The 26,064-nt window shown below is 64.7% G+C and carries 25 protein-coding genes; 13 read left to right on the top strand and 12 right to left on the bottom strand.

The annotated features are described in order from the left end of the window. The 7 genes from HY058_09115 to urtA all read right to left on the bottom strand — a co-directional run bounded on the left by HY058_09115 (position 1) and on the right by urtA (position 7,133). The gene (locus tag HY058_09115) at positions 1-303 is read right to left on the bottom strand and encodes an urease subunit gamma (GenBank protein ID MBI3497447.1); all 303 of its coding nucleotides are present in this window, start codon (positions 301-303) and stop codon (positions 1-3) included. 29 nt (positions 304-332) lie between these two features. Then, positions 333-1,211, bottom strand: coding sequence for an urease accessory protein UreD (locus tag HY058_09110; GenBank protein MBI3497446.1), 879 nt, complete (start codon positions 1,209-1,211; stop codon positions 333-335). Beyond that, complete coding sequence (urtE, locus tag HY058_09105; protein ID MBI3497445.1) at positions 1,186-1,881, bottom strand: urea ABC transporter ATP-binding subunit UrtE; 696 nt, start codon at positions 1,879-1,881, stop codon at positions 1,186-1,188. The genes HY058_09110 and urtE overlap by 26 nt, the downstream gene beginning before the upstream one ends. Then, complete coding sequence (urtD, locus tag HY058_09100) at positions 1,881-2,672, bottom strand: urea ABC transporter ATP-binding protein UrtD (GenBank protein MBI3497444.1); 792 nt, start codon at positions 2,670-2,672, stop codon at positions 1,881-1,883. Before urtD ends, urtE begins: the two co-directional genes overlap by 1 nt. 14 nt (positions 2,673-2,686) lie before the next feature. Further along, a complete protein-coding gene (urtC, locus tag HY058_09095) occupies positions 2,687-3,802 on the bottom strand; it encodes an urea ABC transporter permease subunit UrtC (protein MBI3497443.1) in 1,116 nt (371 codons plus the stop codon). Further along, positions 3,803-5,449 carry an urea ABC transporter permease subunit UrtB gene (gene urtB / locus HY058_09090; protein ID MBI3497442.1) on the bottom strand — a complete coding sequence of 549 codons (1,647 nt, stop codon included), beginning with the start codon at positions 5,447-5,449 and terminating at the stop codon, positions 3,803-3,805. Between the two features lie 397 nt (positions 5,450-5,846). Beyond that, a complete protein-coding gene (urtA, locus tag HY058_09085; protein MBI3497441.1) occupies positions 5,847-7,133 on the bottom strand; it encodes an urea ABC transporter substrate-binding protein in 1,287 nt (428 codons plus the stop codon). A 372-nt stretch (positions 7,134-7,505) separates the two neighbouring features. Between urtA and HY058_09080 the strand changes: the two genes are divergently transcribed. From HY058_09080 to HY058_09040, 9 genes are all read left to right on the top strand, one after another. Then, a complete protein-coding gene (locus tag HY058_09080; protein MBI3497440.1) occupies positions 7,506-7,961 on the top strand; it encodes a (2Fe-2S)-binding protein in 456 nt (151 codons plus the stop codon). A gap of 11 nt (positions 7,962-7,972) precedes the next feature. Further along, a complete protein-coding gene (locus tag HY058_09075; GenBank protein MBI3497439.1) occupies positions 7,973-10,138 on the top strand; it encodes a xanthine dehydrogenase family protein molybdopterin-binding subunit in 2,166 nt (721 codons plus the stop codon). 56 nt (positions 10,139-10,194) lie between these two features. Then, complete coding sequence (locus HY058_09070) at positions 10,195-10,512, top strand: cytochrome C (GenBank protein MBI3497438.1); 318 nt, start codon at positions 10,195-10,197, stop codon at positions 10,510-10,512. Continuing rightward, positions 10,509-11,789: an FAD-dependent oxidoreductase gene (locus tag HY058_09065; protein MBI3497437.1), complete on the top strand. Its 1,281-nt coding sequence runs from the start codon at positions 10,509-10,511 to the stop codon at positions 11,787-11,789. Before HY058_09070 ends, HY058_09065 begins: the two co-directional genes overlap by 4 nt. Then, entirely contained in the window at positions 11,749-12,246 is a 498-nt protein-coding gene (gene soxX / locus HY058_09060) for a sulfur oxidation c-type cytochrome SoxX (GenBank protein ID MBI3497436.1), read from the top strand. Before HY058_09065 ends, soxX begins: the two co-directional genes overlap by 41 nt. 10 nt (positions 12,247-12,256) lie before the next feature. After that, complete coding sequence (locus HY058_09055) at positions 12,257-12,751, top strand: SoxY-related AACIE arm protein (protein MBI3497435.1); 495 nt, start codon at positions 12,257-12,259, stop codon at positions 12,749-12,751. Then, on the top strand, positions 12,751-13,071 hold the full coding sequence (gene soxZ / locus HY058_09050; protein MBI3497434.1) for a thiosulfate oxidation carrier complex protein SoxZ: 321 nt from the start codon (positions 12,751-12,753) through the stop codon (positions 13,069-13,071). The genes HY058_09055 and soxZ overlap by 1 nt, the downstream gene beginning before the upstream one ends. Further along, entirely contained in the window at positions 13,068-13,868 is an 801-nt protein-coding gene (gene soxA, locus HY058_09045) for a sulfur oxidation c-type cytochrome SoxA (protein MBI3497433.1), read from the top strand. The genes soxZ and soxA overlap by 4 nt, the downstream gene beginning before the upstream one ends. A gap of 86 nt (positions 13,869-13,954) precedes the next feature. Further along, positions 13,955-15,250, top strand: coding sequence for an aminotransferase class III-fold pyridoxal phosphate-dependent enzyme (locus HY058_09040; protein MBI3497432.1), 1,296 nt, complete (start codon positions 13,955-13,957; stop codon positions 15,248-15,250). A 9-nt stretch (positions 15,251-15,259) separates the two neighbouring features. On the opposite strand, the gene HY058_09035 is transcribed toward HY058_09040, so the two are convergent. The 4 genes from HY058_09035 to HY058_09020 are packed head-to-tail and all read right to left on the bottom strand — an operon-like array spanning position 15,260 to position 20,466. Then, complete coding sequence (locus HY058_09035) at positions 15,260-16,252, bottom strand: D-2-hydroxyacid dehydrogenase (GenBank protein MBI3497431.1); 993 nt, start codon at positions 16,250-16,252, stop codon at positions 15,260-15,262. Between the two features lie 18 nt (positions 16,253-16,270). Continuing rightward, on the bottom strand, positions 16,271-16,699 hold the full coding sequence (locus HY058_09030; protein ID MBI3497430.1) for an SRPBCC family protein: 429 nt from the start codon (positions 16,697-16,699) through the stop codon (positions 16,271-16,273). A gap of 7 nt (positions 16,700-16,706) precedes the next feature. Beyond that, entirely contained in the window at positions 16,707-18,383 is a 1,677-nt protein-coding gene (locus HY058_09025) for a hydantoinase B/oxoprolinase family protein (GenBank protein ID MBI3497429.1), read from the bottom strand. Beyond that, positions 18,376-20,466, bottom strand: coding sequence for a hydantoinase/oxoprolinase family protein (locus tag HY058_09020; GenBank protein MBI3497428.1), 2,091 nt, complete (start codon positions 20,464-20,466; stop codon positions 18,376-18,378). The genes HY058_09025 and HY058_09020 overlap by 8 nt, the downstream gene beginning before the upstream one ends. A 188-nt stretch (positions 20,467-20,654) precedes the next feature. On the opposite strand from HY058_09020, the gene HY058_09015 reads away from it, so the two are divergent. The 4 genes from HY058_09015 (at position 20,655) to HY058_09000 (ending at position 25,727) form a co-directional block, all read left to right on the top strand. Beyond that, positions 20,655-21,722 carry a CDGSH iron-sulfur domain-containing protein gene (locus HY058_09015; GenBank protein MBI3497427.1) on the top strand — a complete coding sequence of 356 codons (1,068 nt, stop codon included), beginning with the start codon at positions 20,655-20,657 and terminating at the stop codon, positions 21,720-21,722. A gap of 61 nt (positions 21,723-21,783) precedes the next feature. Next, positions 21,784-23,364: an ABC transporter substrate-binding protein gene (locus HY058_09010; GenBank protein MBI3497426.1), complete on the top strand. Its 1,581-nt coding sequence runs from the start codon at positions 21,784-21,786 to the stop codon at positions 23,362-23,364. 13 nt (positions 23,365-23,377) lie between these two features. Beyond that, a complete protein-coding gene (locus tag HY058_09005) occupies positions 23,378-24,469 on the top strand; it encodes a DUF2817 domain-containing protein (GenBank protein MBI3497425.1) in 1,092 nt (363 codons plus the stop codon). A 19-nt stretch (positions 24,470-24,488) separates the two neighbouring features. Then, positions 24,489-25,727, top strand: a complete 1,239-nt coding sequence (locus tag HY058_09000) for an aminotransferase class V-fold PLP-dependent enzyme (protein MBI3497424.1) — start codon at positions 24,489-24,491, stop codon at positions 25,725-25,727. Between the two features lie 234 nt (positions 25,728-25,961). Here the strand turns inward: HY058_09000 and HY058_08995 are convergent. Further along, positions 25,962-26,064, bottom strand: a 103-nt coding sequence (locus HY058_08995) for a transposase (GenBank protein MBI3497423.1), incomplete at its 5' end; no start/stop codon positions are given.

Below are 26,064 nucleotides of genomic sequence, written 5' to 3'. Positions count from 1 at the left end.
TCAACGAATGGGCTGGTGGACGGTGACCAGCTTCGTGCCGTCGGGGAAGGTCGCCTCGACCTGGATCTCCCGGATCATCTCGGCCACCCCTTCCATCACCTGCTCGCGCTTGAGCACCGAGGCGCCGTCGCGCATCAGCTCCGCCACGCTGCGACCGTCGCGCGCCCCCTCCACCACGAAATCGCTGATGAGAGCCACGGCCTCCGGATGGTTTAGAACGACGCCGCGCTCGAGCCGCCGGCGCGCCACGATCGCCGCCATGGCGATGAGCAGCTTATCCTTTTCCCGTGGGGTTAGATGCACGGAGACGTCTCCTCCTCGAATTCATTTCCTCAACTGTACCAGACCCGCGGCAACCGGCCTGGAAGGCAAGCCGCCGTTCGAAATTGCACGAGAAACGTTTGCAGATCGTCGCGCACGCGGCCTGCAGAGCCCAGCCAGCGAGCGACCAGAAGGTCGCCGAGCCGGGTGACGCCGGCGCGGCATTCCGCCCGTTCCACGATCGCGCGCGCCGCGGAAAGCAACCGCTCGGCACCCGCCCCGAGATAGAAAGCGGTCGCGGAGGCTTCGGCGCCGGCAAAGCCGCTGGGTGCCCCGATGGTCTCGGCGATGTCGTCCTCGAGGCTGAGCGCATCGGCCCAGACCAGCCTCCCGCCGCGCCACAACCGCCATCGCTCATGCCAAAATCCGCGCGAGAAGCTCTCCCCACGAGCCAAGCGGCCGAATACGACCATCTCGGCCGCGAAAAACCGGCCCTCCGGGGCAATCTCAGCTTCGTTCCGGCGGTCGAGGCGCGCTCCATCGAAAAGAATGGTCTCTTGTGGCAGCCACTCGAGCTCGGCTCCTGCCGCGACCTCGAGGTTGACCGAGATTCGGCAATCGTCCCCCAGCGAGCGATAGATCTTCTCCGCCGCCTGCGTGGTCACGATCGCCTTGGCACCCTCGGCGGCGGCGAAGCGGAGCTGCAAGCGATCGCCGCCGGCAAGCCCGCCCGAAGTCGTCACCAGCACCGCCTCGAGCGGCTCGTCTGCCGCCCGATTGGGAAAGAGCACGCGGGCGGGCGAGCGTTGGTAAAGCTCGGCCAAGACCGTTTGGCGTCCGCGGCGGCGGACACGGATATGGGCGGCCCCATCGCCACGCTGCAATGGCGCTGCCGGCCGTATGCGGGGAGCATCTTCGGGCACCTCAGACGGTAAGGTAGCGGCGAACATCGGCTTCCACCAAGTCCGCCTTTTCGCCCGCCATAACCACTTCACCGCGCTGCATCACCACGATCTCGTCGGCGAGCTCGCGGGCAAAATCGAGATATTGCTCCACCAGCAAGATCGCCATGTCGCCGCCCGCGGCAAGCGTGCGGATCACCCGTTCGATGTCCTTGATGATCGAGGGCTGGATCCCCTCGGTCGGCTCATCCAACACTAGAAGCTTAGGGCGCATTACTAAGGCCCGAGCGATCGCCAATTGCTGCTGCTGACCACCCGAGAGATCGCCGCCGCGCCGGCCCAGCATGTCGCGAAGAACCGGGAACAGCTGAAAGATATGATCGGGAATATGACGGAGAGGCCGTGGCAGAGGCGCAAAGCCCGTCTGCAGGTTCTCCAGCACCGACAGCCGGGGAAAGATCTCGCGGCCCTGCGGGACAAGGGCAAAGCCGAGCTTGGCGCGGGCATGGGGCGGGGCGGCACCCAGATCCTTCCCCTGCCAAGAGATGCGCCCGGCGCGGATCGGCTGCAGCCCGAAGATCGCGCGCAGCAGCGAGGTCTTGCCGACGCCGTTGCGGCCGAGGATGCAGGTGACACGCCCGGGCAGCGCCTCGACCGTGACCTTCTTCAAGGTATGGGAGGCGCCGTAGAAGAGATCGATGTTCTCGACGCTCAGCATCACCGCCCCAGATAGACTTCGATGACCCGCGGGTCTTGCTGCACATGGTCGATCGATCCCTCGGCAAGCATCGATCCCTCATGCAGCACGGTCACGCGCGCGCCGAGCGAACGAACGAACTCCATGTCATGCTCGACGACGACGATGGTTCGGCTGCCCGCCAGCTCGAGAATGAGGCCTGCGGTTGCGTCGGTCTCGTGATCGGTCATGCCGGCGACGGGCTCGTCCAGCAAGAGCAGCCGCGGATTGTGGATGAGCAGCATGCCGATCTCGAGCCATTGCTTCTGGCCGTGGCTGAGCGCCCCGGCCAGGGCCTGCTCGCGATCGACGAGGCCGACCGTACCCAAGACCGCCTGAATGCGATCGCGGTCGCCGGCGGAGAGCTGCGCCAGGAGTGTGCGCCAGGTGCCGCGTTCCGATTTGAGCGCCAGCTCCAAATTCTCGAAGACGCTGAGATTCTCGAATACCGTCGGCTTCTGAAACTTGCGGCCGATGCCCAGATTGGCAATAGACGCCTCGTCCAGACGCGTGAGATCCGTATCCCCGTCATAGAACACCACGCCTGCATCCGGCCGGGTCTTGCCGGTGATCACGTCCATCATCGTGGTCTTGCCGGCGCCGTTCGGGCCGATCACCGTGCGCAGCTCGCCCTTCTCGATGACCAGCGACAACCGGTCGAGCGCACGGAAGCCGTCGAAGCTGACGGTGACTCCGTCCAGGTAGAGGAGAGTGTTGGGCGGTCTCAGCGAGGATCCGGGTCCGGGGGTTGCCGCTGGCTCGCGCTGGGTCATGGCAACATCCATGATCAGTCGCCGGCGGCGGCGAGCGCCAAACGCTGGCGACGCCGGTCGCGGAGCTGCCGGGCGAGCCCGACGACGCCGTTCGGGAACAGCAGGGTCACGAGGATGAACAGGGCGCCGAGGAAAAAGAGCCAGATCTCCGGCGCAGCACCGGTGAGCCAGGTCTTCGCGGCATTGACGATGCCGGCTCCCAGCACGGCACCGAAGAGCGTGCCCCGCCCCCCGACCGCAACCCAGATCGCGATCTCGATGGAGTTGCCGGGCGAGAACTCGCTTGGATTGATGATACCGACCTGCGGCACGTAGAGCGCGCCCGCAAGACCGGCCAGCATCGCCGACAAGGTGAAGGTGAACAGCTTCGCACCGGTCACCGAATAGCCGAGGAATCGAACCCGGCTTTCGGCATCCTTGAGCGCCAGCAATACGCGGCCGAGCTTGGAGGTCACCACGAACCGGCAGATGAGGAGGCTGATCCCAAGGGCCAGCACGGAAGCGATGTACAAAGCCAGCCGCGTCGACGGCGCCTGCACCTCGTAGCCGAGGATCTCCTTGAAATCCGTCATGCCGTTGTTGCCGCCGAACCCCATGTCATTGCGGAAGAAGGCCAGCATCAAGGCATAGGTCATCGCCTGGGTGATGATCGAGAGGTAGACGCCGGTTACCCGCGAGCGGAACGCAAACCAGCCGAAGACCAGGGCCAGCAGTCCGGGCACCAGCAAGACCATCGCTGCCGCATAGGGGAAGTGGTTGAAGCCCCACCAGTACCAGGGCAGCTCCTTCCAATTGAGGAAGACCATGAAATCCGGCAGGAGCGGATGGCCATAGACGCCGCGCGTGCCGATCTGGCGCATGAGATACATGCCCATGGCATAGCCGCCGAGCGCGAAGAAGGCGCCGTGGCCCAGGCTGAGGATGCCGGCATAGCCCCAAACCAGATCGAGGCTGAGCGCCAGAATGGCGTAGCAAGCGTATTTGCCGAGGAGCGGCACGAGGTAGTTTGGCAGATGCAGCGGCGATGTGGCGGGCAAAGCCAGGTTCGCGAGCGGGACGACGACCAGCAGCACGAGGCCGAGGCCGAGGAGCACCGCCCAGCTGCGGGCATCGAAGAGACGCCCGAACATCTAAATCTCCGCCGCCCGGCCCTTGAGCGCGAACAACCCGCGCGGCCGCTTTTGAATGAAGAGGATGATGGCGACGAGCACCGCGATCTTGCCGAGCACCGCGCCGGCATAGGGCTCGAGCAGCTTGTTGACGATGCCCAGCGTCATGGCGCCGATCAGCGTTCCCATGGTGTTGCCGACGCCGCCGAAGACCACGACCATGAAGCTGTCGACGATGTAGAAGCTGCCGAGATTGGGGCTGACATTGCCGATTTGGCTGAGGGCCACGCCGGCAATGCCGGCTATGCCGGAGCCGAGCCCAAAGGTGAGAGCATCCACCCTCGAGGTGGCGATGCCCATGACTGCGGCCATGTCGCGGTTTTGCGCGACTGCACGCGTATAGAGGCCGAAGGCCGTGCGCCTCAGGAACACGGCAAGGCCGCCCAAGACCATGAAGCAGAAGACGATGATGACCAGCCGGCTCCAGGTGACGGTGAAGCCGCCCGCCAGCTCGAAGCCGCCGGTCATCCAGTTCGGATTGGCCACTTCTCGGTTGGGCGCGCCGAAGATGGAGCGGACCGCCTGCTGCAGCACGAGGCTGATGCCCCAGGTCGCCAGCAGCGTCTCCAGGGGCCGCCCATAGAGATAGCGGATCACGCTGCGCTCGAGTGCCATGCCGACCGCGCCGGCCACCACAAAACCGACGGGGACAGCGACGACGAGATAGGCGTTGATCCAGCCCGGCGGCAAATAGGCGCGGAACACCTCCTGCACGACGAAGGCGGAATACGCACCCAGCATGATCATCTCGCCATGCGCCATGTTGATGACGCCCATGACCCCGAAGGTGATGGCAAGACCGATCGCGGCGAGCAGCAGAACGCTGCCGAGGCTGATGCCCTGGAAAAGATTGGCGGCGTAGCCGATAAAGGTGAGGCGCCGCTGGACGCCGGCGAGCGCAGCTGCGAGGACCGCCTTGACCTCCGGATCGGTTTCCACCGCCGCGCGCCCCTCGAGCAGCGAGCCAACACGCATATCGGTCGCACCGCTCAATAGCTTCGCCGCCGCGATCCGGTTCGCCTTCTCCGCATCGGTCAAACCGGCGGCGGCCAGCGCAATGTCCATCGCCGCTCTGACGCTCGCATCGGTCTCCTTGGCCGCGGCTTCGCGCAAGAGCGTCACCGCCTCGGGCGTCGCGCTTTCGAGCAGGGCATCGGCGGCAAGCCGGCGCTGCTCGACGTTCATGCTGACGAGGCCGAGCCTGCCCACCGCTTCGCGCACGACATTGCGGAGGTTGTTGTTGATGACGACCGGGTCGAGGCTTGACGCCCTCACAATCCCAGCGGCTTCCAGCGTTGCCGCCCGCGTGATCCGGACATCATTGCCGCTGGGGTCGCCGATGACAATGGTGCCGTCTTCCTTGCGCGTAAACAGTCGCCCGTCGGCGAGCGCTCGCAGCACGGGCACGGCGCGCTCGTCGCCCAGCGCGGTCAACCGCACGATGGCTTCGCCCTTGGCGGCAAACGATTCAGCGGTCAGAAGCTTGATGGACCCGGCGAAGTCGAGCGGCTGGCTTTCGGTCGTGGCCGCGGTGACGCCGGCGCCGGCCAACAGCGCCTTCGCTTCGTCGTCGAAGGCGATCCTCTCGATCTCTCCTTCCTTGGCCATGTCCTCGATATCACCGGTCGTGGCATTGGTGATGAGGACCATCTCGCCGTCTTTTTCACCGATGACGACGGCGCCGTCCGCGACGCGGCGGAACAGCTTGTCGACCGCGATCGCCTGCAACGCCGCCTTAGCCTGGGGATCGTCATTCGCAATCAGTGCCTGAATGGCGGGCTTGGGATCCGAGTCGGCCAAGCCCGCGATCGCATCACCCAGAGCGTCGGCGCGTGCCGCCAAAGACAGGCTCAGCACGCCAATGGCGGCGAATACTGCCGCCAGCAAGACGCGACCCATTGCCCAGCCCCAAACGCTCGACCGACCCAACAAATGCATAACTCTTCGGATGGGCCTCTTGAGCGAAACGGGGCCGCTCCGCAACCGGGCGGCCCCGCTCTCTTGCTTAGTCGTACTTTACGAATTTCGGCTTTTCACAGTTGCCGCAGACCCAAGGGAAGGTCCAGTCCGCGGTGAGCTTGGAACTCTCCGGGATGTATTTCGACCAAGCCTCTGCCTTGATCGGCCCTTTCGTCTGCCACACCACGCTAAACTGCCCGTCCGGGCGGATCTCCCCGATCAGCACGGGCTTGGACAGGTGGTGGTTGGTGTTCATCACCGCCGTGAAGCCGGAGGGTGCCTTCACCTTCTGGCCGTACATGGCCTGGCGAACGGCGTCGACATTGGTCGATCCGGCCTGCAAGACAGCCTTCGTCCACATCTTGAAGCCGATATAGGTGGCTTCCATCGGATCGTTGGTCACACGCTTATCGCTCTTGATGAACGTGTGCCACTCCTTGATGAACGCGTCGTTGGTCGGGTTCTTCATCGACTCGAAGTAGTTCCAGGCGGCGAGATGGCCGACCAGGTTCTTGGTATCGATGCCGGCGAGCTCCTCCTCGCCGACCGAGAAGGCGACGACCGGAATGTCCGAGGCTTTGATCCCGGCGTTGGCCAGCTCCTTGTAGAACGGCACATTGGCATCGCCATTGATCGTCGAGACCACCGCGGTCTTCTTGCCGGCGGAGGCGAACTTCTTGATGTCGGCGACGATGGTCTGCCAATCGCTGTGCCCGAAGGGCGTGTAGTTGATCATGATATCCGCAGGTGCCACACCCTTGGCCTTGAGGAACGCTTCCAGGATCTTGTTGGTGGTCCTGGGATAGACGTAGTCGGTTCCGGCGAGCACCCAGCGCTTGACCTCACCCCCTTCCTTGCTCATCAGGTATTCGACAGCCGGAATCGCTTGCTGATTGGGAGCCGCTCCCGTGTAGAACACGTTCTTGGAGCTCTCCTCGCCTTCGTATTGCACCGGATAGAACAGGAGCCCGTTCAGCTCCTCGAAGACCGGCAGCACCGACTTGCGGGACACCGAGGTCCAGCAGCCGAAGACCACGTCCACCTTCTCCTTGGAGATGAGCTCGCGCGCCTTTTCGGCGAACAGCGGCCAGTTGGACGCCGGATCGACGACCACGGCCTCGACCTTCTTGCCGAGCAGGCCACCCTTCTTGTTGAGGTCGTCGACCATCATCAAGACCGTGTCCTTGAGCGTGCTCTCGCTGATGGCCATGGTGCCGGAGAGCGAATGCAGCACGCCCACCTTGATGGTGCCCTGCGCGGCTGCACCGGTTGCCCACAGGCCAACCGCCCCGGCAAGGGCCAGGGTTCCCGTCAATTTGCTTAGTCTTTGCATGAATGTCCCCCTATTGAGCCTCGCGCCTATTGCGGCGCAGCATGCAGGAGGGGCAACAGCAAGAACCGAGCCATGCGATATCTTACTTTCAAAGGGTCCGTCAGAAACCTGTAACAGAACCGCTTTGCATGAATTAACGCCGGGGTGCCGCTGGACTTGCAGTCACCGGCCTGACTATGATTTTCGCAACTGCACAAATTCGCGTCACTGAGGTGCCCGGAGCAGCGGCGGCATCCAGAAACATTCCTCGCCACTCGCAGCACCGTGATTTCGGGCCGTCGGAATCCGTGGAATCATGGTGCTGCCTAAAGTAGCAATGTCGATCCATAAGAAAATGAGCGCATGGCCCGAGACGCCAGGGGGAGAATTTTGATGCCGACGCTGAACATCAACGGGAAGTCGCAGCAGGCTGATGTGGACCCGCGCACGCCCTTGCTGTGGGTGCTGCGGGACACCTTGGGGATGACCGGGACCAAGTACGGGTGCGGGATTGCCCAGTGCGGGGCATGCACGGTGCATATCGACGGGGTGGCGATGCGGTCGTGCTCGGTTCCGGTGAGTGCGGCGGCGGGCAAGAAGATCACCACGATCGAGGGTCTGGCGACCAACGGGGTGCTGCACAAGGTGCAGAAGGCGTGGGTGGAGCATGACGTGCCGCAATGCGGCTATTGCCAGAGCGGGATGATCATGGCGGTGGCGGCGCTGTTGAAGTCGAAGCCGAAGCCGACGGATGCCGACATCGACGGGGCGATCACCAATATCTGCCGCTGCGGCACCTATCAGCAGGTGCGCGAAGCGATCCACGCCGCTGCCAACGCCAAGGCGTGAGGGAGAGAGCCATGACCCAGCAGATGACCGTGATCGATCGTCGCTCCTTCCTGGTTGGCGCCACGGCGCTTGGCGGCGGGCTCTCCCTGGGCATTACGCTGCCCATGGGCTCCGCCTCGGCGGCGGAGGCGGCGCCCGAGGTGAATGCCTGGGTGGTGATCAAGCCGGACGACACGGTGGTGATCCGCATCGCCCGCTCGGAGATGGGCCAGGGGACCTTGACCGGCTTGGCCCAGCTGGTTGCCGAGGAGCTGGAATGCGACTGGTCGAAGGTGACGACCGAGTTCCCCACGCCGGGCCAGAACGTGGCGCGCAAGCGCGTATGGGGGAACTTCTCCACCGGCGGCAGCCGCGGCATCCGGGAGTCGAATGAGTATGTGCGCCAGGGTGGGGCGGCGGCGCGCGAGATGCTGGTCCAGGCGGCTGCCAATAGCTGGAAGGTGCCGGCCTCGGAGTGCGGGGCGGCCAACAGCGTGATCACGCACAAGCCTTCGGGGCGCAAGACCACCTACGGCAAGGTTGCCGAGGCTGCCTCCAAGTTGGAGCCGCCGAAGGCGGTGAAGCTCAAGGATCCGAAGGATTGGAAGATCGCCGGCAAGCCGGTGAAGCGGCTGGACACGGCCGACAAGGTGACGGGCAAGACCGTCTACGGGATCGATGTGAAGCTGCCGGGGATGCTGACGGCGGCGATCAGGGACTGCCCGGTGAATGGCGGCAAGGTGAAGAGCTTCGATGCGGCCAAGGTCGAGCGGATGGCCGGGGTTAAGAAGGTGGTTCCGGTTGGCGAGAGCGGTGTGGCGGTGATCGCCGACAGCTTCTGGAACGCCAAGACGGCGGTTCTGGCCTTGCCGATCGTCTGGGACGAGGGCGAGGGCGCCAAGGTCTCGAGCGCCACCATCGCCGAGATGCTGAAGGAGGGCCTGAGCGCCGAGAAGGCTTTCATCGGCAACCAGGCCGGGGATGCCAAGGCGGCGATTGCGTCCGCGGCGAAGAAGGTGGAGGCGGTCTACGCCTACCCCTTCCAGAACCACGCCACCATGGAGCCGATGAACGCCACCGCCCTCTATACCCCGGACAGGTGCGAGGTGTGGGCGCCGACCCAGAACGGCGAGGCGGCGCTGGCCATGGCGGCCGAGGCCTCGGGCCTGCCGCTTGCCAAATGCGAGTTCTACAAGACCATGGTCGGCGGTGGCTTTGGCCGGCGCGGACGGACCGACTATGTGCGCCAGGCGGTCCTCATCGCCAAGCAGATGCCGGGCACGCCGGTCAAGCTGTTGTGGACCCGCGAAGAGGACATGACCCATTGCTCATACCACCCGGCGGGCCAATGCAAACTCACCGGCGGCCTCGACGCCAATGGCAACCTCGTCGGCTTCCACATACGCCTCTCCAGCCACTCGATTGCCGCCTCGCTCAATCCCCAGAACCTGCGGAACGGCATGGATCCGGGGGTCTTCCAAGGCCTCAATCCCGGCGGAACCGAGAGCGCCTTCGGATATGAGGTCAAGAACCTGCTGGTCGAGCACGCCATGCGCAACAGCCATGTCCTGGTCGGACCCTGGCGCGGGGTCAATACCAATCACAATGCGATCTATGTCGAATGCTTCATCGACGAGCTCGCCCATGCGGCGGGCCAGGATCCGCTCGCGTTCCGCCGCAAGATGCTGAAGCCGAAGCACCGGGCCGTGCTGGAGGCCGCCGCCGCCAAAGCCGGCTACGGCAAGGCACCGAAAGGCCGGTATCACGGGCTGGCGCAGTTCATGGGCTATGGCAGCTATGTCGCAGCCTGCGCCGAAGTGTCGGTCAGCAATGACGGCCGCTTGAAGATCCACCGCATCGTCGGCGCCACCGATCCCGGCTACATCGTCAACCCGGCGCAGGTCGAGCGCCAGGTCGCCGGCTCCTTCGTCTATGGCCTGTCGGCGATGATCTATGGCGGCTGCACGGTCAGCAACGGCGCCATCGAGCAGACCAACTTCGATACCTATAACCTCATGCGCATGGACGAGATGCCGAAGGTCGAAGCGGTCATGGCAGCCTCCGGCGGGTTCTGGGGCGGCGTCGGCGAGCCGACGATCTCGGTCGCCGCACCGGCGGTGCTGAACGCGATCTTCGCCGCCACCGGCAAGCGCGTCCGCGCCTTCCCGCTCATGAACCACGACCTCAGAACGGCGTGATCGACCCTGCGGCGGCCCCATCGGCCGCCGCTCCCGTTCGTCAGGTGGGACATCAGGTGACAGCTCGCACGATTCTCGCCGGAATGATTCTTTGGGCGACGGCCCAGATCGCCGTCGCCGCCTCGCCGGAAGGCCCGCCGGGAGCCGCCTCCTGCACCGGCTGCCATCCGGCCGGCCAAGCCGTCGAGACGCCGGTACCCAGGCTCATCGGCCGCACCGCGACGGAGATAACCGCGGCGATGCAGGGATTCCGCTCGGGGAAGCTGCCGACGACGATCATGGACCGCATCGCCAAGGGCTTCAGCGACGAGGAGAGCAGAATCATCGCCGCCTGGTATGGCGAGCAGAGGGACTGCGCGGGATCAAGACCATGAGCAGGCGCTGGACGTCACGTCGCGATTTCTTACGGAAAGTAACGGCCGGAGCGGCGAGCGCGCTCCTGCCGCTACCGGCCTTCGGCCAAGGGGCAAGCGGCCGCGTCGTCGTCATCGGCGGCGGCTTTGCCGGCGCCACCTGCGCGAGGACGTTGAAGCGGCTCGAGCCGCGCCTGACGGTGACGCTGGTCGAAGCCAACCGCAGCTTCACCGCCTGCCCGTTCAGCAATGGCGTCATCGCCGGTCTGCGCGAGCTCAAGGAGCAGCAATTCGGCTATGACCGGCTCGCGCAAGACGGAATCGCCCTGGCGTTCACCGCAGCGACGGCGGTCGATCCCCTGGCCCGCAGCGTGACCTTGGCCGATGGCGGGCGGCTTGCCTATGACCGGCTCGTTCTGGCCCCGGGAATCGACCTCCGATGGGAAGGGCTCCCCGGGTATACTGAAGCCGCCGCCGAGCGCATGCCCCATGCCTGGAAGGCAGGCGAGCAGACCCTCCTGCTGCGCCGCCAGCTCGAGTCGATGGAGGATGGCGGCATCGTCGTCATCTCGGCGCCGGCCAATCCATTCCGCTGCCCCCCCGGTCCTTACGAGCGGGCGAGCTTGATCGCCTACTACCTCAAGACCAAGAAGCCGAAATCGAAGCTCATCATCCTCGATGCCAAGGATGCCTTCTCCAAGCAGCGCCTCTTCCAAAATGCCTGGAAAGAGCTCTACCCCAACCACATCGAGTGGGTCTCCTTGTCCTCGGGCGGCAAGGTGACTTCGGTCGATCCGGCCTCGCTGACCTTGACGACCGATTTCAACAAGTACAAGGCCGATGTCGCCAACGTCATTCCCCCACAGAAGGCGGGGCGCATCGCCGAGCTCGCCGGTGTTGCCAACCAAACCGGATGGTGCCCCATCGACCCGGTGAGCTTCGCCTCGAGCTTGCAACCCAACATCCATGTGATCGGCGATGCCTCGATCGCCGGCGCCATGCCGAAGTCCGCCTTCTCCGCCAACGCCCAGGCGAAGGTCTGCGCGGCCGCTGTGGTGAACCTCATGGACGGCGCCACGCCCCCGGAGCCGAGGCTGATCAACACCTGCTATAGCCTGGTGGCACCTGACTATGGCATCACCGTCGCCGGCGTCTATCGGCCCGCCAACGGTATCCTCGCCGACATCGAAGGTGCCGGCGGCACCAGCCCGTTGGATGCGCCGCCATCCGTGCGCGCCCAGGAAGCCGGCTTTGCCGATGGTTGGTTCAAGACGATCACCGGCGAAGTATTCGGCTAGCCGCGGTGCCTGGCTTGGGCTCGCCTTGCTCGCGGCCTTGGCCGGCCCTTCGAGCCCGGTCGCCCTCGCCGAAGAAGGCCTTCGCCATTATATTGTGGTGGAGGATGCCATTCCTGCCTCCTTGACGGGAATGGCGGGAGATCCCGCCAAGGGGCGCCTGATCGTCGGCAATCGGCAGGTCGGGCTCTGTCTCCTGTGCCACAGCGGCCCCTTTCCCGACGAGGCATTCCAGGGAACCTTGGCGCCGAACATGGAGGGAGCGGGAAATCGCTGGTCGGAAGGTCAACTGCGTCTGAGGATCGTCGATGCGAGCCGCGTCAACCCTGATACCATCATGCCGCCCTACTACCGAACCGAAGGCTTGACCCGCGTGGCGCCCAGCGCAGTCGGCAAGGCCTTGCTGACCGCCGAGCAGGTCGAGGACGTGGTCGCCTACCTGAAGACGCTGCGCCAATAGAGCGGAGACGATGACCAGCGAGGATCATGCAATTTCGGGCACGAGCCGACGCCGCTTCCTCATCGGGTCGGCGCGCCTGGCCGCCGGTGCCGGGCTCCTGTCGGTGTTCGCCGCCAAGACCAGCCTTGCCACGCCGGAATCCATGCAGGCGGCGATTCAGGAGGTGATCGGCGAGGCGCAGCTGCGCCGTGGGCGCATCAGCCTCGATTTGCCGCCTTTGGTCGAGAACGGCAATACTGTGCCGGTCACGGTCGCAGTCGAAAGCCCGATGACCGACGTCGATCACGTCAAGGCCATCCATGTCTTCAACGAGAAGAACCCGCAGCCTCATGTGATCTCCGTGAGCCTCGGACCGCGGGCCGGCAAAGCGACGTTCGCCACACGCATCAAGCTTGCCGATGCGCAGCGTGTCGTCGCCATCGCGGAGATGAGCGATGGCTCGTTCTGGACCGAAAGCGCCGACGTCATCGTGACGGTCGCGGCCTGCATCGAGGTCATAAAGTGATGGCGCGGGCTCTGATCAACGTCCCGGCCAAGGCCAAACGCGGCGAGATCATCGAGATCAAGACGCTGATCTCCCATCCCATGGAGACCGGCTTTCGCGTCGGCTACAACGGCGAAATGATTCCGCGCGACATCATCGATCTGTTCGTGTGCACATACAACGGCGAGGAAATATTCCGCGCCACGCTCGCCCCGGCGATCGCCGCCAATCCTTTCATTACCTTCCATACGGTTGCGAGCGAGAGCGGCACGATCGCCTTCCGCTGGTCCGGCGACAATGGCTTCGCGATGATTGAGTCTGCTGCCATCGCCGTCGAATGATCGCCCGCTGGGTCCGTCGGTTCGCCACCCTCCTCCAATGCCTGCTTCCGGCGCTGGGCTTCGCTTCTGCGGCAGGCGCCACGGAAATCCCGTTCGCGGACCGGCGGTCAGGCTACGAGTTCATGGGGCGCGAGACTCGGGCGATGCAGGACGACGACACCGCCAATCCCGGCATGCTGTGGGTGCTCGACGGCGAGGCTCTCTGGAGCCGGAAGGAAGGATCCCGGGACAAGTCTTGCGCCGATTGCCACCAAGACGCCCGGGTGAGCATGAAAGGCGTTGCTGCACGCTACCCCGCCTTCGATGCCGCGCATGGTCGACCGGTCGATCTAGAAGAGCGCATCAACGTCTGCCGCACTGAGAAGCAGCAGGCGGCGCCCTTGCCGTTCGAGAGCAAGGAGCTGTTGGCTTTGACCGCCTATGTCGGACGGCAGTCCCGCGGCCAGCCCATCAGCATCGTCGAGGACGATCGGATCAAGCCGTTCATCGAGAGAGGTCGCGCGCTCTTCGAGGAGCGTCAGGGACAGCTCAATCTCTCCTGCGCCCAGTGCCACGACGATAATTGGGGTCAAAAGCTGGCAGGCGCCCCGGTGCCCCAGGCGCATCCCACGGGCTATCCGCTCTACCGGCTCGAATGGCAGGCCCTCGGCTCGCTGCAGCGACGGCTCCGCAACTGCCTCGTCGGCATGCGCGCCCAGTCCTATCCCTTTGGTGCGCCCGAGTACGTCAACCTCGAATTGTATTTGATGTGGCGCGCCCGCGAGCTACCCGTGGAGACTCCCGCCGTACGCCCCTGATTCCGCCGGCATTTCGAAAAGCATCGCGGAATTGCCGGTGTTGGCGATAGAGTCCCGGCGACCGCAGCGATGAACACGAGGATCCCATGACCGCGAAGGCCCGCAGCGAGGCTGATCTTGGACTGTTGGAAACGGCAAAGCGCGTTCTGCCGGCCGGCACGTTCGGAAATACGCCTGCCGACTTCGTGATCCGGGAAGGCCGTGGCGGACGGGTCTGGGATGAGGACGGCAAAGAATATGTCGATTTCCTGCTGGGATCCGGCCCGATGCTCATCGGCCATGCGAATCCGGAGGTTACCGCTGCGGTCCAGGCGCAGGTGCCTCTCGGCACGACCTATTTCGCCAACAACCGCCACGGCATCCGCCTCGCCGAGGCCATCGTCGATGCCGTCGCCTGCGCCGACAAGGTGCGCTTCGTCAGCAGCGGCACCGAGGCGGATGCCTATGCCATGCGTCTTGCCCGGGCCTATCGCAAGCGTGAGAAGATCCTCAAATTCGAGGGTGGCTATCACGGCATGAGCGACTATGCGCTGCAAAGCCTCGCCCCGAAGCGGCCGGGCAACTTCCCGCAGCCGGTCCCTGACTCCCCCGGTATTCCGCGGAGCGTCAGCGACGAGATTCTGGTAGCCCCCTTCAACGACATCGACAGCGTGAACGCCCTCATCCGCGCGCATCGCGATGAGCTGGCGGGCGTCATCGTCGAGCCGTTCCAGCGCATCGTTCCGCCGGCGCCGGGCTTTCTGCAGGCGCTCCGGAAGGCGACGTCCGAGAACGGCGTGCCGCTCATCTTCGATGAGGTCGTCACCGGCTTCCGCCTCGCCTATGGCGGCGCTCAGGAGTACTACGGCGTCGTCCCCGACATCTGCACCCTGGGCAAGGTCATCGGCGGCGGGTTTCCGCTGGCGGCGATCGCCGGTCGGGACGACATCATGGCGCATTTCGACCGCGGCAGGGTCGGCGATGACGGCTTCCTGACCCAGATCGGGACGCTGTCGGGCAACCCCGTCGCCGCCGTCGCCGGCCTCGCCACCCTTGAGATCCTGCGGCGACCCGGCGCCTATGAGCGCATCTTCGAGACCGGCCGCACCTTGATGAACGAGCTGTCACGGCTGTTGAAGCGCTCCGGCTTGAAGGCCCAGGTCATCGGCGAGCCGCCGTTGTTCGACGTCGTCTTCACCGACGGCGAGATCCGCGACTATCGCGGCACGCTGCGCGGCGATGTGGAGATGCTGCGGCGCTTCAATGCGCTTCTGCGCCAGCGCGGCATCATGAAGGGCGAGTCGAAATATTATGTCTCGCTCGCCCATACGGCCGAGGATATCCGGCACACCTCAGAGGCTTGGGCTTCGGCGATCGAGGAGCTCAAGTCTCAGAGCAAGTGAGCGGAAGGATCATACGATCTGGTTTCTGAGCGTGGTTTCGCCGCGCCAGAGCCGCTCGAGATTATCCATGAGGATATCGAGGACATTGTCCTCGTAGCGCCGGGTTTCGCCGCCCGTATGCGGGGTAATGAACGCGGTTTCCAAATCCCATAGCGGCGAGTCTGCCGGTAAGGGTTCCTCCACCGTGACGTCGATGCCGGCACCTGCGATCTTCCCCTTGGAGAGCGCATCGACCAGCGCCGCCTCGTTCACGCATTTGCCCCGGGCGAGATTGACCAGAAAGGCCGATTTCTTCATTCGGGAGAATGCGTCGGCATCCATCAGATTCTCGGTCTCCTTGGTCAAGGGACAGGTGAGCGCCACGAAATCGGCCTCCGGCAGCAGCGATTTCAGCTCCTTGGTCGCATGCACCGAGTCCGCCGCACCGCCGCCCTGGCTCGGATCGCGACGGATGCCGATGACGCGCATGTCGAGGGCTTTTCCGAGCTCGGCGAGGCGCCCGCCGATGCGACCAAGCCCTACCACGATCAGCGTCTTGCCGCCGAGCTCGTCTTCCCGGCGGGCGAAGTCGCCGATCATCCCGCGCCAAACATGCTTCTTCTGATTGTCGCGCGCTTCCGGCAGGCGTCGGCTCAAGGCGAGGATGAGGGACAGCGCATGCTCCGAGACCGCACGGGCGTTGACCCCGGCCGCGCTCGCCAGACGGATCCCCTTGGCGGCGAGCGCCTCCTTGGAGAATTGATCGACCCCTGCCCCGATCGATTGGATGAAGCCGAGCTTCGGTGCCAGCCCGATCAGCTCGTTGCGCCAGAGGCCGGAGATGACGAGGACGTCGGCATCGCCGATTTTCGCATCGAGATCCTCCCGGCTGGAGACCTGAAAATGGCCGATGCCGGTGTTGCGCGGCTGGAAGCGGGCCTGAAACCGGTAGGCGACATGGGCGAAGCAGATCTTGAGACGGTCCTTCGGGGGAATCACGGGTGCACCTCGTGGATGATTCATGGGACGCTCAGCGCCTGCTCAGACGGCCTCGATCAGCGACTTGATCAGGACCACCTCGAACTCGTGCGCCGTCGTCAACCGTCGCCAGCGCTCGTCGCTCATGCCTCGAAGGCGCCAGGCGATCAAGGTCAGCACCGATGCCTCGGCTCCGAGCTCGAGCCGGTCGCCGGGCACCACGCGCGCCATGATCCGCGGGGTGAGCGCGTCCTTGCTCTTGCCCAAGTGATAATCGATGACGCCGCGCTTTGGATCGGCGTCGATACGGACCCAGGTGACGGCGCCATCGAAGATGGATTGGCCCTCGACCAGCCCACCTTCGTGCAGCACCGTGCGCCAGGTCCCGAATGACCAGCGGTCGAGCTTGGCCGGGTCCGACATGAAGGCAAAGGCCTTGGCCGCCGGCGCCGCCAGCTCGATCGAGACCGCATGGGTGAGCGTGTCGGCCATGGCTCACCTACATTCCGCTCTTGAGGCCATAGACCCTGAGGGCTGCTTCGGGCGATACCAAGCCCGCGGCGATATCCGCCTTCACGCGTTCGGGAGGCCGCTCGGTTGGCTCCCCGAGGCCGCCGCCGCCAGGTAGCTCGACCACCAGCCGGTCGCCGGCCGGCACCACATGGGTTGCCTTCGTGGCGAGCGCCGCACCCGATCCCAGGCGAGCCGCCCCTACCCCGCCGGAATGGCCGCCATTGCGCCCACGCGGCGGAAACCGAATCCGATCGAAGGTCGCCGCCGAGATGGTGAACGCCGCCTCCTCGCTGTTGCCGATTTCGATCACCTGCCCGAGGCCGCCGCGATAGGTGCCGGGCCCGCCGGAGTCGCGGAGGTACTCCTTGCGCCAGAAGACGAGCGGGCATTGGTCTTCGGTGACCTCGATGGGAATGGTGCCGACGCCGCTCGGAAAGGCCGTGGTCGACAACCCGTCCTTGCCCGGCCGAGCCCCGACCCCGCCGAGGCCGACATTCATCACATTGAAGCGTGCGGCATTGCTCAGACGCGCATCGGCGACCCGCTCATGGGCGCTGGCCATGGCCAGAACCCAAATGCTGCCGGCGCTCTCTGCCGGAACCGCGTCCGGCAACGCCTGGGCAAGGCAACCGAAGGCGACATCGGGAAGCATCTGGCCCACGACATGGCGAGCGGTGACCGGCGAGGGCCGCACCGGGTCGACGATGGAGCCTGGCTCCGCCAGCACCTTGAACGGCGCGAGCGAGCCGGCATTGTTGGGAACACTGGGCGCGATGGCGCATTTGAGGCCGAAGACGGTATAGGCGTCCGTGTAGCATTTCGGCGAATTGATGCCGAAGAGCGAGGCCGGCGAGCTGCCGGCATAGTCGACGACGATCTCCCTCTCGCTCACGGTCATCTTCGCCCGGAGCAGGATCGGCGCATCGTAACCGTCGAGCTGCATCTCGGTCCCATAGATCCCGGGCGGCACCCGCTTGATCGCCGACAAGGTCGCCTCTCGTGATTTCTCGATCACGTGCCGGGCCAGCTCATCGATCGAGGTGAGGTCGAACTCCGCCATCATGCCGAGAAGCCTGGCGACCCCAACGTCGTTGCAGCTCACCAATGACAGAATGTCGCCGCGGACCTCCGTCGGGTTGCGGCTATTGGCGGTGACGATCGCCAATATGTCCTCATTCAGCCGATCGCCGGCGCGCAGCCGAAGATGCGGGATCAGCGTGCCTTCCTCGAAGACCGAATTCGCATCCGCGGAGAAACCGATGCCGCCGACATCGACCATGTGGCAGGTGGAGGCGAACAACGCGACGGGCCTGCCGTCGCGAAAGGCCGGGGTGACCGCGACGAAGTCGAAGAGATGGCCGGTACCCAGCCAAGGATCGTTGGTCACGTAGACGTCGCCGGGCGCCATCGTAGCGACGGGGAAGCGTTCGAGAAAATGCCCAACGGCGGCGGCCATGGTGTTGACATGGCCTGGCGTGCCGGTGACCGCCTGGGCCAGCATGCGCCCGGCCACGTCATAGACGCCCGCGGACAGATCGCCGGCCTCGCGCGCCACGTGACCGAAGGCGGTACGCAGCAAAGCCTGGGCCTGCTCCTCGACCACGGCGATGAGCCGGTTCCACATGACCTGCAGACGAATGGCCTTGAGCGAATCCTTAGACATGGCTCTTGGCCTCCATGACGATATAGCCGCTGCGATCGATCATCGCGGCGAAGCTCGAGGGGACGATCGTGGTCGTCTCATCCTCGACGATGACCGCCGGCCCCTCGATGCTGACGCCGGGCACGAGGTCGCTGCGCCTATGAACCGGCATCTCGACCAATCCTCCCAACGCCGGCTCGTAGACCGGACGTCGCTCCCGCGACCTCTCGACCGGGCGGCGAGGGATGGACGATACCCTCGCCGTCTCGGCCAGGATGGTCGAGGCCGTCACCGACCAAGTGACGATCTCCACCGCCATTGCCGGCAGATGCAACCCGTAGATCTGGCGATAGCGCGCCTCGAAACGCTGCCGGAGATCGTCGAAGTCCGCTTTGACCAGAGTCCGCTCGGAGAGGCTCATCGGCAGCTCATGGCCTTGGCCGACATAACGAACATCCACCAACCGCGTGACCCTGATCGGCGCCCCTGCGGCCCCGGCCGCTACGACCCCGCGGGCCTCCGTGCCGAGCTCGGTCAAGAGCCGATTGGCGGCTGCAAGATCCAGCTCGTCGAACGCCACCCGCCAGCTCCGCACCACCTCATAGGCAATGGGTGCCCGCAGAAAGCCGATGGCGGAGCCGACGCCGGCACCGACCGGCACGATCACGCGCATGATGCCAAGCTTCTCGGCGAGGCGGCCCGCGTGCAAAGGCGCCCCACCGCCAAACGCCACCATGGTGTAGCGATCGATCACCTTGCCGCGCTCGATGGCATGCACGCGAGCCGCATTGGCCATGTTCTCCTCGACGATCTCCGATATGCCGGCGGCAGGCCAGTGCCCATCGAGCTTGAGCTTGGCCCCGACATCGCCGGCGATCGCCGCCGTCGCTCGTTCCGGGTCGAGGGGAATGCGTCCACCGGCAAAGCGCTGGGGATCGATGCGACCCAAGGCGACATTCGCGTCGGTGACGGTCGCCTTCGAACCGCCGCGAGCGTAGCAGGCCGGGCCGGGATCGGCCCCGACGCTGTCGGGACCCACGGTGATGCGTTGCATGGCGTCGACCCGGGCAATCGAGCCGCCGCCGGCGCCGATCTCCACCATCTCGATGACGGGGATGCGCACCGGCAAGCCGCTGCCCTTGAGATCGCGATACATTCGCGCCACCTCGAAGCGCCGGGCCCGCTCCGGCTCGTAGTCATCCAAGAGGCAGATCTTTGCCGTCGTACCCCCCATGTCGAAGGCCAACACGGCATCAAGCGCACATTCGCGGGCGATTTGGCCGGCCAATATGACGCCGCCGGCCGGACCGGACTCGACGAGACGAATGGGAAATCGCGTGGCGTGCTCCAGGGTCGTGAGACCACCGCCCGACATCATGAGGAAAAGCGGAGAACGAAGACCGATCGCATCCAGACGCACGCGCAGCCGGGTCAAATAACCCGCCATCAGCGGACGGACATAGGCGTTGGCGCAGGTCGTCGAGAAGCGCTCATACTCCCGGATCTCCGGACACACCTCGCTCGAGAGACAAATGGTCACGGATTTAGGCAGAAGACCGGCCAGCAGCTCGCGGACGCGGCGCTCGTGCTCCGGATAGGCGTAGGCGTGGATGAGGCCGACGGCGACCGCCTCGGCGCCGCTCTCGTTGATTTGGAGCGCTGCCTGTCGGACATCCTCCTCGTCGAGCGGCCTCAGAACCCGGCCGCGAGCGGTCACCCGCTCGCCGACACCGATCCGCAGCTCGCGTTCGACCAAGGGCGCCGGCCGGTCCATGTAGACGTCATATTGCTCGAACCGCTTCTCGTAGCCCATCTCCAGGATGTCGCGAATGCCTGCGGTTGTAATGAAGGCCGTCTTGGCGCCCTTGCGCTCGATGAGTGCATTGGTCGCAAGCGTCGTTCCGTGAATGAACAGGTCGATCGCCTCCGGAGCGAGTGCGGCTGCCCGCAGGACCGCCTCGATCCCGTCGATGACCCCCAGCTCAGGTGCGGCGGGCGTGGTCAGGACCTTGGTCGTCACCCGCCCCTTCGGCCCCTCCAAGACCACGTCGGTGAAGGTGCCGCCGATATCGACGGCAAGACGGTGGCGAACGCCCTCAGCCATATCGCGTGAGTCCTTTAGGCCAGCCCGAAGCAATCCTGGTGGAGCATTGCCGGAGCGAGGGCGGAATTGGCAGTATCAACCGACATTTGCCGCCGAACAGGCGTTTTTTCCAGGTTACAACCCCTTCCAGGGAATGCAAGATGAGGCCCCCCGCGGACGCGCCGGCCGGGGCGATTCAGGAGTGGAGCATGTCCTCCGCCGTCGACGTCGTCATTGCCAAGAAGAAGCCGTACTACTACGAGCTCGAGGCCGGAAAGACCTATTTTTGGTGCGCCTGCGGACGCAGCCGGACCCAGCCCTTCTGCGATGGGTCCCACAAGGGAACCGATTATCGCCCCATCGCCTATAAGGCTGAGCAGCAAGGCGAAGAGGTGCTGTTCTGCGGCTGCAAGCACAGCAAGACGAAGCCGTTCTGCGACGGAGCGCACAACAACCTCTCCGCCACCTATGAGGAGGATGACCCGAACAGCGCCCAGAACCGCGCCATTCCCACGATCGACGCGGACAAGGACGGCAAGGCGCTTCTGGATGGCGGCTGCTATGTCTGCACCATCCCGGCCGCGAGCCTCGAGCGCCGGGGCGTGCTGTCCCATCGTCCCGTCATCAACAAGCAGGACGGGGCTCTCCATCAATCGCTCTACTACTTCGAATGCGCCCGCGGCCACTCTCCGATCGTCGGATTTGGCAACCGGCACGTGATCCTGTTCGTTTCCGAGGGCGAGGGCGAACTCGTCATCGGCGAGCGCGCGTTTGCCGTTTCGCCGAATACCGGTGTCTATGTATGTCCGGGCGAAGGATTCCAGTTTTGCAACGCCAAGGATGTGCTGCTCAAGGTGTTCGCGGCGGCCTGCCCGTCGGCCGACGGCGTCCTCTGGCATGAGGCGATGCCGGCGTATTTCGACGCGGCCAAGCCGCGCCGCACCATCGGCATCGACCCGGACGGCCGCAATCGCATGGGCGATCGGTTCTTCCAGATGCTCGTCGACAAGACTTTGGGATCGACCGTCGTCACGCAATTCATCGGCGAGATTCCGAAGTCGAAGGCGGCACCCCACCGCCATCTCTACGAGGAATCCCTGATCATCATGAGCGGCTCGGGCGCCATGTGGACCGAGGCGCGCAAGGCGCCGGTCCGAGCCGGCGACGTGATCTTTCTTCCGCGCAAGCAGATCCACTCCCTGGAATGCACCGATCCCGCGGGCATGCTGGTCGCCGGCGTGATCTATCCCGGGGACAATCCGTCGATAAACTACTGACCACGATCCCAATGGCGGCGCCACGCCGGCGTCCGCCGCAGATGAGAATTTGGAGGAGACGATGACCTACCGTCCCGGCCTTGCTCTGATCGCAGCCGCCTCGATCTTCGGTGCCGCTTCGGCCGGTGCCGCCAACTTCCAATGGGCCGCCGACTCCGATCCGGGGACGATGGACCCGCATAGCCGCAACGTCCTTCCTACGATCTCCTTTCTGGCAAACATCTACGAGCCGCTGATCCGGCGCGACCGGAACATGAAGCTGGAGCCGGCGCTGGCAGAATCATGGTCAAACATTTCCTCCGAAGTCTGGCGCTTCAAGCTCCGGCAGAACGTCAAATTCCAAGACGGCTCGCCCTTCACCGCTGATGACGTGGTGTTCTCCGCGGCAAGGACGAAGGGGCCGGGCTCGGCCTTGGCCGGCGTGCTGGCGCCCGTGGCCGAGGTGAAGAAGGTCGACGACCATACGGTCGATTTCGTCACCAAGGGTCCGGATCCGATCCTACCCTTCGAGATCACCGGCTGGCTCATCATGTCGAAGGCTTGGTCGGAGCAGCATGGCGTGGCCGCAGCGACCAGCCTCCAGAGCAACCAAGCCTCCTACGCCTCGACCAACACGATGGGGACCGGTCCCTTCAAGCTGCGCTCGCGCGCCGCGGACAGCGTGGCCGTGCTCGAGCCCAATCCCAGTTGGTGGGACAAGGTCGAGCACAATCTGACCGAGGTCACCTTCACCCCGCTCGCCAATCCGGCGACCCGGGTGGCGGCGCTGGTCTCCGGTCAGGTCGACATGATCTACGGCTTGCCGGTCTCGAGCGTTCCCCAGGTCCAGGCGCGTCCCAATCTCAAGGTGCTGCAGACGCCGGAGTGGCGCACGATGTATTTCGGGATCGACATGGGCCACGCTGAGCTGTTCGATGGCGACGTCAAGGGCAAGAACCCGTTCATGGACAAGCGCGTGCGCGAGGCCATGCGGATGGCCATCGACACCGATGCGATCCACAACGTGGTCATGCGTGGCTTCGGCGTGCCCAACTACCTCATGGTCGGGCCGGGTGTCGAGGGCTTCGATCCGGCGCTCAACGTCAAGCCCGAGCACGACCTCGCCAAGGCGCAGAAGCTGATGGCCGATGCCGGCTATCCCAACGGCTTTCAGACCGGCATGGACTGCTCGAACGACCGCTTCATGAATGACGAGGCGATCTGCACCGCGGCCGTCGCCATGCTGGCGAAGGTCGGCATCAAGGTGAAGCTCCGGGTTCAGCCCTTCTCGCAATATGTGAAGCTGATCAATCCACCCTATGAGACCAGCCTGTACTATGTCGGCTGGGGTGGAGCCACGGGCGACGCTCACAACTATCTGCTCAATCTGTTGATGAGCCGGGCCCCGGGCTCTCCCAAAGGCTTGTTCAATGTCGGTGGATATTCGAATCCTCGGGTCGACACGTTGACCGATCAGATCCAGGTGGAGCTCGACCCGGCGAAGCGCCGCACGATGATCGCCGAAGCCCTCAAGATCGTCCGCGACGACATTCCCACCGTGCCGATCATGCAGCAGGAGATCGTCTGGGCGGCCAAGACCAATATCGACTTGGTGCAGCAATCGGATGCGTATTTCCCGTTGCGCTATGTGCGGGTGAAGTAGAGAGGCGATCCGCATGGCGGCATCGGAGTTCTTCGCCGAGTCCTTTCGCGAGGCGAGGGAGAAGTTCCTTCACGCGCTGCAGGGAGCAGGCGGCTCGACGCTCGCGAGCTACGAGAACCCGGCAAAGGGCCCGTCGGGCGAAGGACTGTGGACCGATGTTGGCTGCGTGGGCCCGGCGGACGCAGCCAAGCTCCTAGTGCTCATAAGCGGGACGCATGGCGCCGAGGGCTTCTGCGGCTCCGGCTGCCACACGGGCTGGCTCGGGGCCGGCCATGCCGGGCACGATCTTCCGCCCGACATGGCCGTGGTCTTCGTTCACGCGATCAACCCCCATGGCTTCGCCTGGGTCAGACGCGTGAACGAGGACAATGTCGACCTCAACCGCAACTTCATCGACCATGGCAAGAAGCGGCCGGTGAATGCCGACTACGCGGCGCTCGAAGAGTGGGTGAATCCGCTCGAATGGTCATCGGAGGTTCTAACCCGCGCCGATGCGGCTATTGCCGCTTACTACGGAAACCCCAAGGACGACTTCCTGCCCAAGGCCATTCACGGCGGCCAATACATCAACCCCAAGGGCACCTTCTACGGCGGCGAGCGGGCAGTCTGGTCCAATCGAACTTTGCGCGAGATCGTCGCAAAATGGCTCGGGCGAGCAAAGGACATCTGCGTCATCGACTACCACACCGGCGGCGGAGTGTATGGCTTCTGCGATCTGTATGTCGACGACAAGAAGGCCGGAATCCGGTCCCGTCGCTGGTTCGAGCACTGCACGGCGATGGAAGACATGCAGGCCGAGCACGGCCACAACCAAGCCGAAGTCCCCGGCCTGCTCATGTATGTGCCTGAGCAGATCCTGACCGGGGCGCGGGTGACGAGCTGCCTCGTGGAGATGCGCACCGAACGCAATCGCGAAATGCTGCGCGCGCTGAGAGAGGAGAACTGGTTCTTCCAGCACGGCGACCCGGATTCGCAGAGAGGGCGGGAGATCCGAGCCGAGCTCAAGGAACGCTTCTACCCGTCAGCTCCCGAGTGGCGCGCCATGGTCTTGCGGCAATCGAATGCGATGATCCACGAGGCTCTGACCGGCCTCGCTGAGCGCTGATCTGAAGGTCGACGGCCCAATGCCTGGGCTCACGCGTTCCGATTGCGAAGCCCTCGACGCCGCCGATCCGCTTGCCGCACTCTCCCGTCGGTTCGCAGCCGGCGAAGCGGGCACGCTCTATTTCGATGCCAATTCCGTCGGCGCCATGCCGGTGGACGCGCCCGCCCGGGTCGATCGGATTCTCGAGGAGTGGCGGAACCTCCGCCGGCGCGGCTGGAGCAGCTCGACCTGGCTGGATGCGCCGCGTCGCCTCGGCGCCAAGCTGGCGCCGCTCATCGGTGCCGCTCCTGACGAGGTCGTGGTCTGCGACACGACATCGATCAATCTCTTCAAGGCGCTCTCCGCCGCGCTCGCGCTCAAGCCGGGGCGGCGCCGGATCGTCTCCCAGGTCGGGACGTTTCCTACCGATCTCTATGTGGTCCAGGGCCTGCAAACGCTCCTGGCTGGACTGGATCTGCACCTCGTCCCCGACGGCGCGGCGATCGAGCCTGCCCTCACCGATACGACCGCGGTCCTCTATCTGAGCCAGGTCGACTACCGGACGGCGCGGCGGCTCGATATCCGAGGGCTGACCGCGGCCGCGCATGGGAAAGGGATTTTGACGGTCTGGGACTTGTCCCATGGAGCCGGCGCCGTGCCAGCCGAGCTCGATGCCGCCGCCGCCGACTTTGCCGTTGGCTGCGGCTACAAATATCTCTGCGGCGGTCCGGGCGCGCCGGCCTATCTATTCGTCGCCCGCCGCCATCAGGAAGCTGTGCGCCCGGCCCTTGCCGGCTGGATGGGCCACGCCGATCCCTTCCGCTTCAGCACCGACTACGCGCCCGGCGAGGGCCCGAACCGCTTCCTGGTCGGCACGCCCTCGGTGATCGCCAATGCGGTCATGGAGGCCGCTCTCGACATTTGGGCCAAAGCAGATCCGGCCTTGATGTTCGCCAAGCATGCGCAACTGGGCGATCTCCTCATTCGCCTCGCGCGCGAAGGACAAGGCGAGGCGGCGATCGAGGTGGCGAGCCCGGTTTCCCCGGACGAGCGCGGCGGCTTCGTGGCGCTCCGCCACAATTCCGGTGGCGCCGTCGTCGGCGCGCTTGCCGATGCCGGCGTCGTCGCCTCGTTTCGGCCGCCGGACAGCATTCGCTTCGGCCTCAGCGCCCTCTATCACCGTTACGTCGACATTTGGGACGTCATGCAGCGTCTGCATGGGATCCTCAGCGAAGGGAGCTGGCGGGCAGCGAAATACGCGAAGGCCAAGACGATCTAGGCGAGTATCGGTGTATTACCCCAACGCGTATCGATGTTCCGCCTTAGAACGCGGTCTATGAGACCTCACGCTTAGAGCTTGAGTGGTTGGCGATCGGAACCCTTACCTTAATGAATGGAACCATTCTGATCATATTTGCGAACGTTATCGTCATAGGAAATTCACTATTACAGCTTTAAGAATTGCAATTGTTTTTTGGGTCTTCCGGAAGTTGTGTGGGTGATTTTGGGAACTTTAGAGCGTCGGCAGCATGCAAGTCAGCACCTTCAGTCTGAGATATTCCTGGTCGCGCAGGCCGTAGGCGCGGCGCTGGATGACGCGGATTTTGTTGTTGAGG

The organism is Pseudomonadota bacterium (genome assembly GCA_016195085.1).
In the GTDB taxonomy this organism is placed as follows: domain Bacteria; phylum Pseudomonadota; class Alphaproteobacteria; order SHVZ01; family SHVZ01; genus JACQAG01.
This window is presented reverse-complemented; position numbering and strand designations above follow the sequence as displayed.

Bases quoted from the DNA above. Each gene is read 5' to 3' on its own strand.
- HY058_09110 (MBI3497446.1), bottom strand. From the start codon at position 1,211: ATGTTCGCCGCTACCTTACCGTCTGAGGTGCCCGAAGATGCTCCCCGC.
- urtE (MBI3497445.1), bottom strand. From the start codon at position 1,881: ATGCTGAGCGTCGAGAACATCGATCTCTTCTACGGCGCCTCCCATACC.
- urtD (MBI3497444.1), bottom strand. From the start codon at position 2,672: ATGACCCAGCGCGAGCCAGCGGCAACCCCCGGACCCGGATCCTCGCTG.
- urtC (MBI3497443.1), bottom strand. From the start codon at position 3,802: ATGTTCGGGCGTCTCTTCGATGCCCGCAGCTGGGCGGTGCTCCTCGGC.
- urtB (MBI3497442.1), bottom strand. From the start codon at position 5,449: ATGGCCAAGGAAGGAGAGATCGAGAGGATCGCCTTCGACGACGAAGCG.
- urtA (MBI3497441.1), bottom strand. From the start codon at position 7,133: ATGCAAAGACTAAGCAAATTGACGGGAACCCTGGCCCTTGCCGGGGCG.
- HY058_09080 (MBI3497440.1), top strand. From the start codon at position 7,506: ATGCCGACGCTGAACATCAACGGGAAGTCGCAGCAGGCTGATGTGGAC.
- HY058_09075 (MBI3497439.1), top strand. From the start codon at position 7,973: ATGACCCAGCAGATGACCGTGATCGATCGTCGCTCCTTCCTGGTTGGC.
- HY058_09065 (MBI3497437.1), top strand. From the start codon at position 10,509: ATGAGCAGGCGCTGGACGTCACGTCGCGATTTCTTACGGAAAGTAACG.
- soxX (MBI3497436.1), top strand. From the start codon at position 11,749: ATGGTTGGTTCAAGACGATCACCGGCGAAGTATTCGGCTAGCCGCGGT.
- HY058_09055 (MBI3497435.1), top strand. From the start codon at position 12,257: ATGACCAGCGAGGATCATGCAATTTCGGGCACGAGCCGACGCCGCTTC.
- soxZ (MBI3497434.1), top strand. From the start codon at position 12,751: ATGGCGCGGGCTCTGATCAACGTCCCGGCCAAGGCCAAACGCGGCGAG.
- soxA (MBI3497433.1), top strand. From the start codon at position 13,068: ATGATCGCCCGCTGGGTCCGTCGGTTCGCCACCCTCCTCCAATGCCTG.
- HY058_09040 (MBI3497432.1), top strand. From the start codon at position 13,955: ATGACCGCGAAGGCCCGCAGCGAGGCTGATCTTGGACTGTTGGAAACG.
- HY058_09035 (MBI3497431.1), bottom strand. From the start codon at position 16,252: ATGAATCATCCACGAGGTGCACCCGTGATTCCCCCGAAGGACCGTCTC.
- HY058_09030 (MBI3497430.1), bottom strand. From the start codon at position 16,699: ATGGCCGACACGCTCACCCATGCGGTCTCGATCGAGCTGGCGGCGCCG.
- HY058_09025 (MBI3497429.1), bottom strand. From the start codon at position 18,383: ATGTCTAAGGATTCGCTCAAGGCCATTCGTCTGCAGGTCATGTGGAAC.
- HY058_09020 (MBI3497428.1), bottom strand. From the start codon at position 20,466: ATGGCTGAGGGCGTTCGCCACCGTCTTGCCGTCGATATCGGCGGCACC.
- HY058_09015 (MBI3497427.1), top strand. From the start codon at position 20,655: ATGTCCTCCGCCGTCGACGTCGTCATTGCCAAGAAGAAGCCGTACTAC.
- HY058_09010 (MBI3497426.1), top strand. From the start codon at position 21,784: ATGACCTACCGTCCCGGCCTTGCTCTGATCGCAGCCGCCTCGATCTTC.
- HY058_09005 (MBI3497425.1), top strand. From the start codon at position 23,378: ATGGCGGCATCGGAGTTCTTCGCCGAGTCCTTTCGCGAGGCGAGGGAG.
- HY058_09000 (MBI3497424.1), top strand. From the start codon at position 24,489: ATGCCTGGGCTCACGCGTTCCGATTGCGAAGCCCTCGACGCCGCCGAT.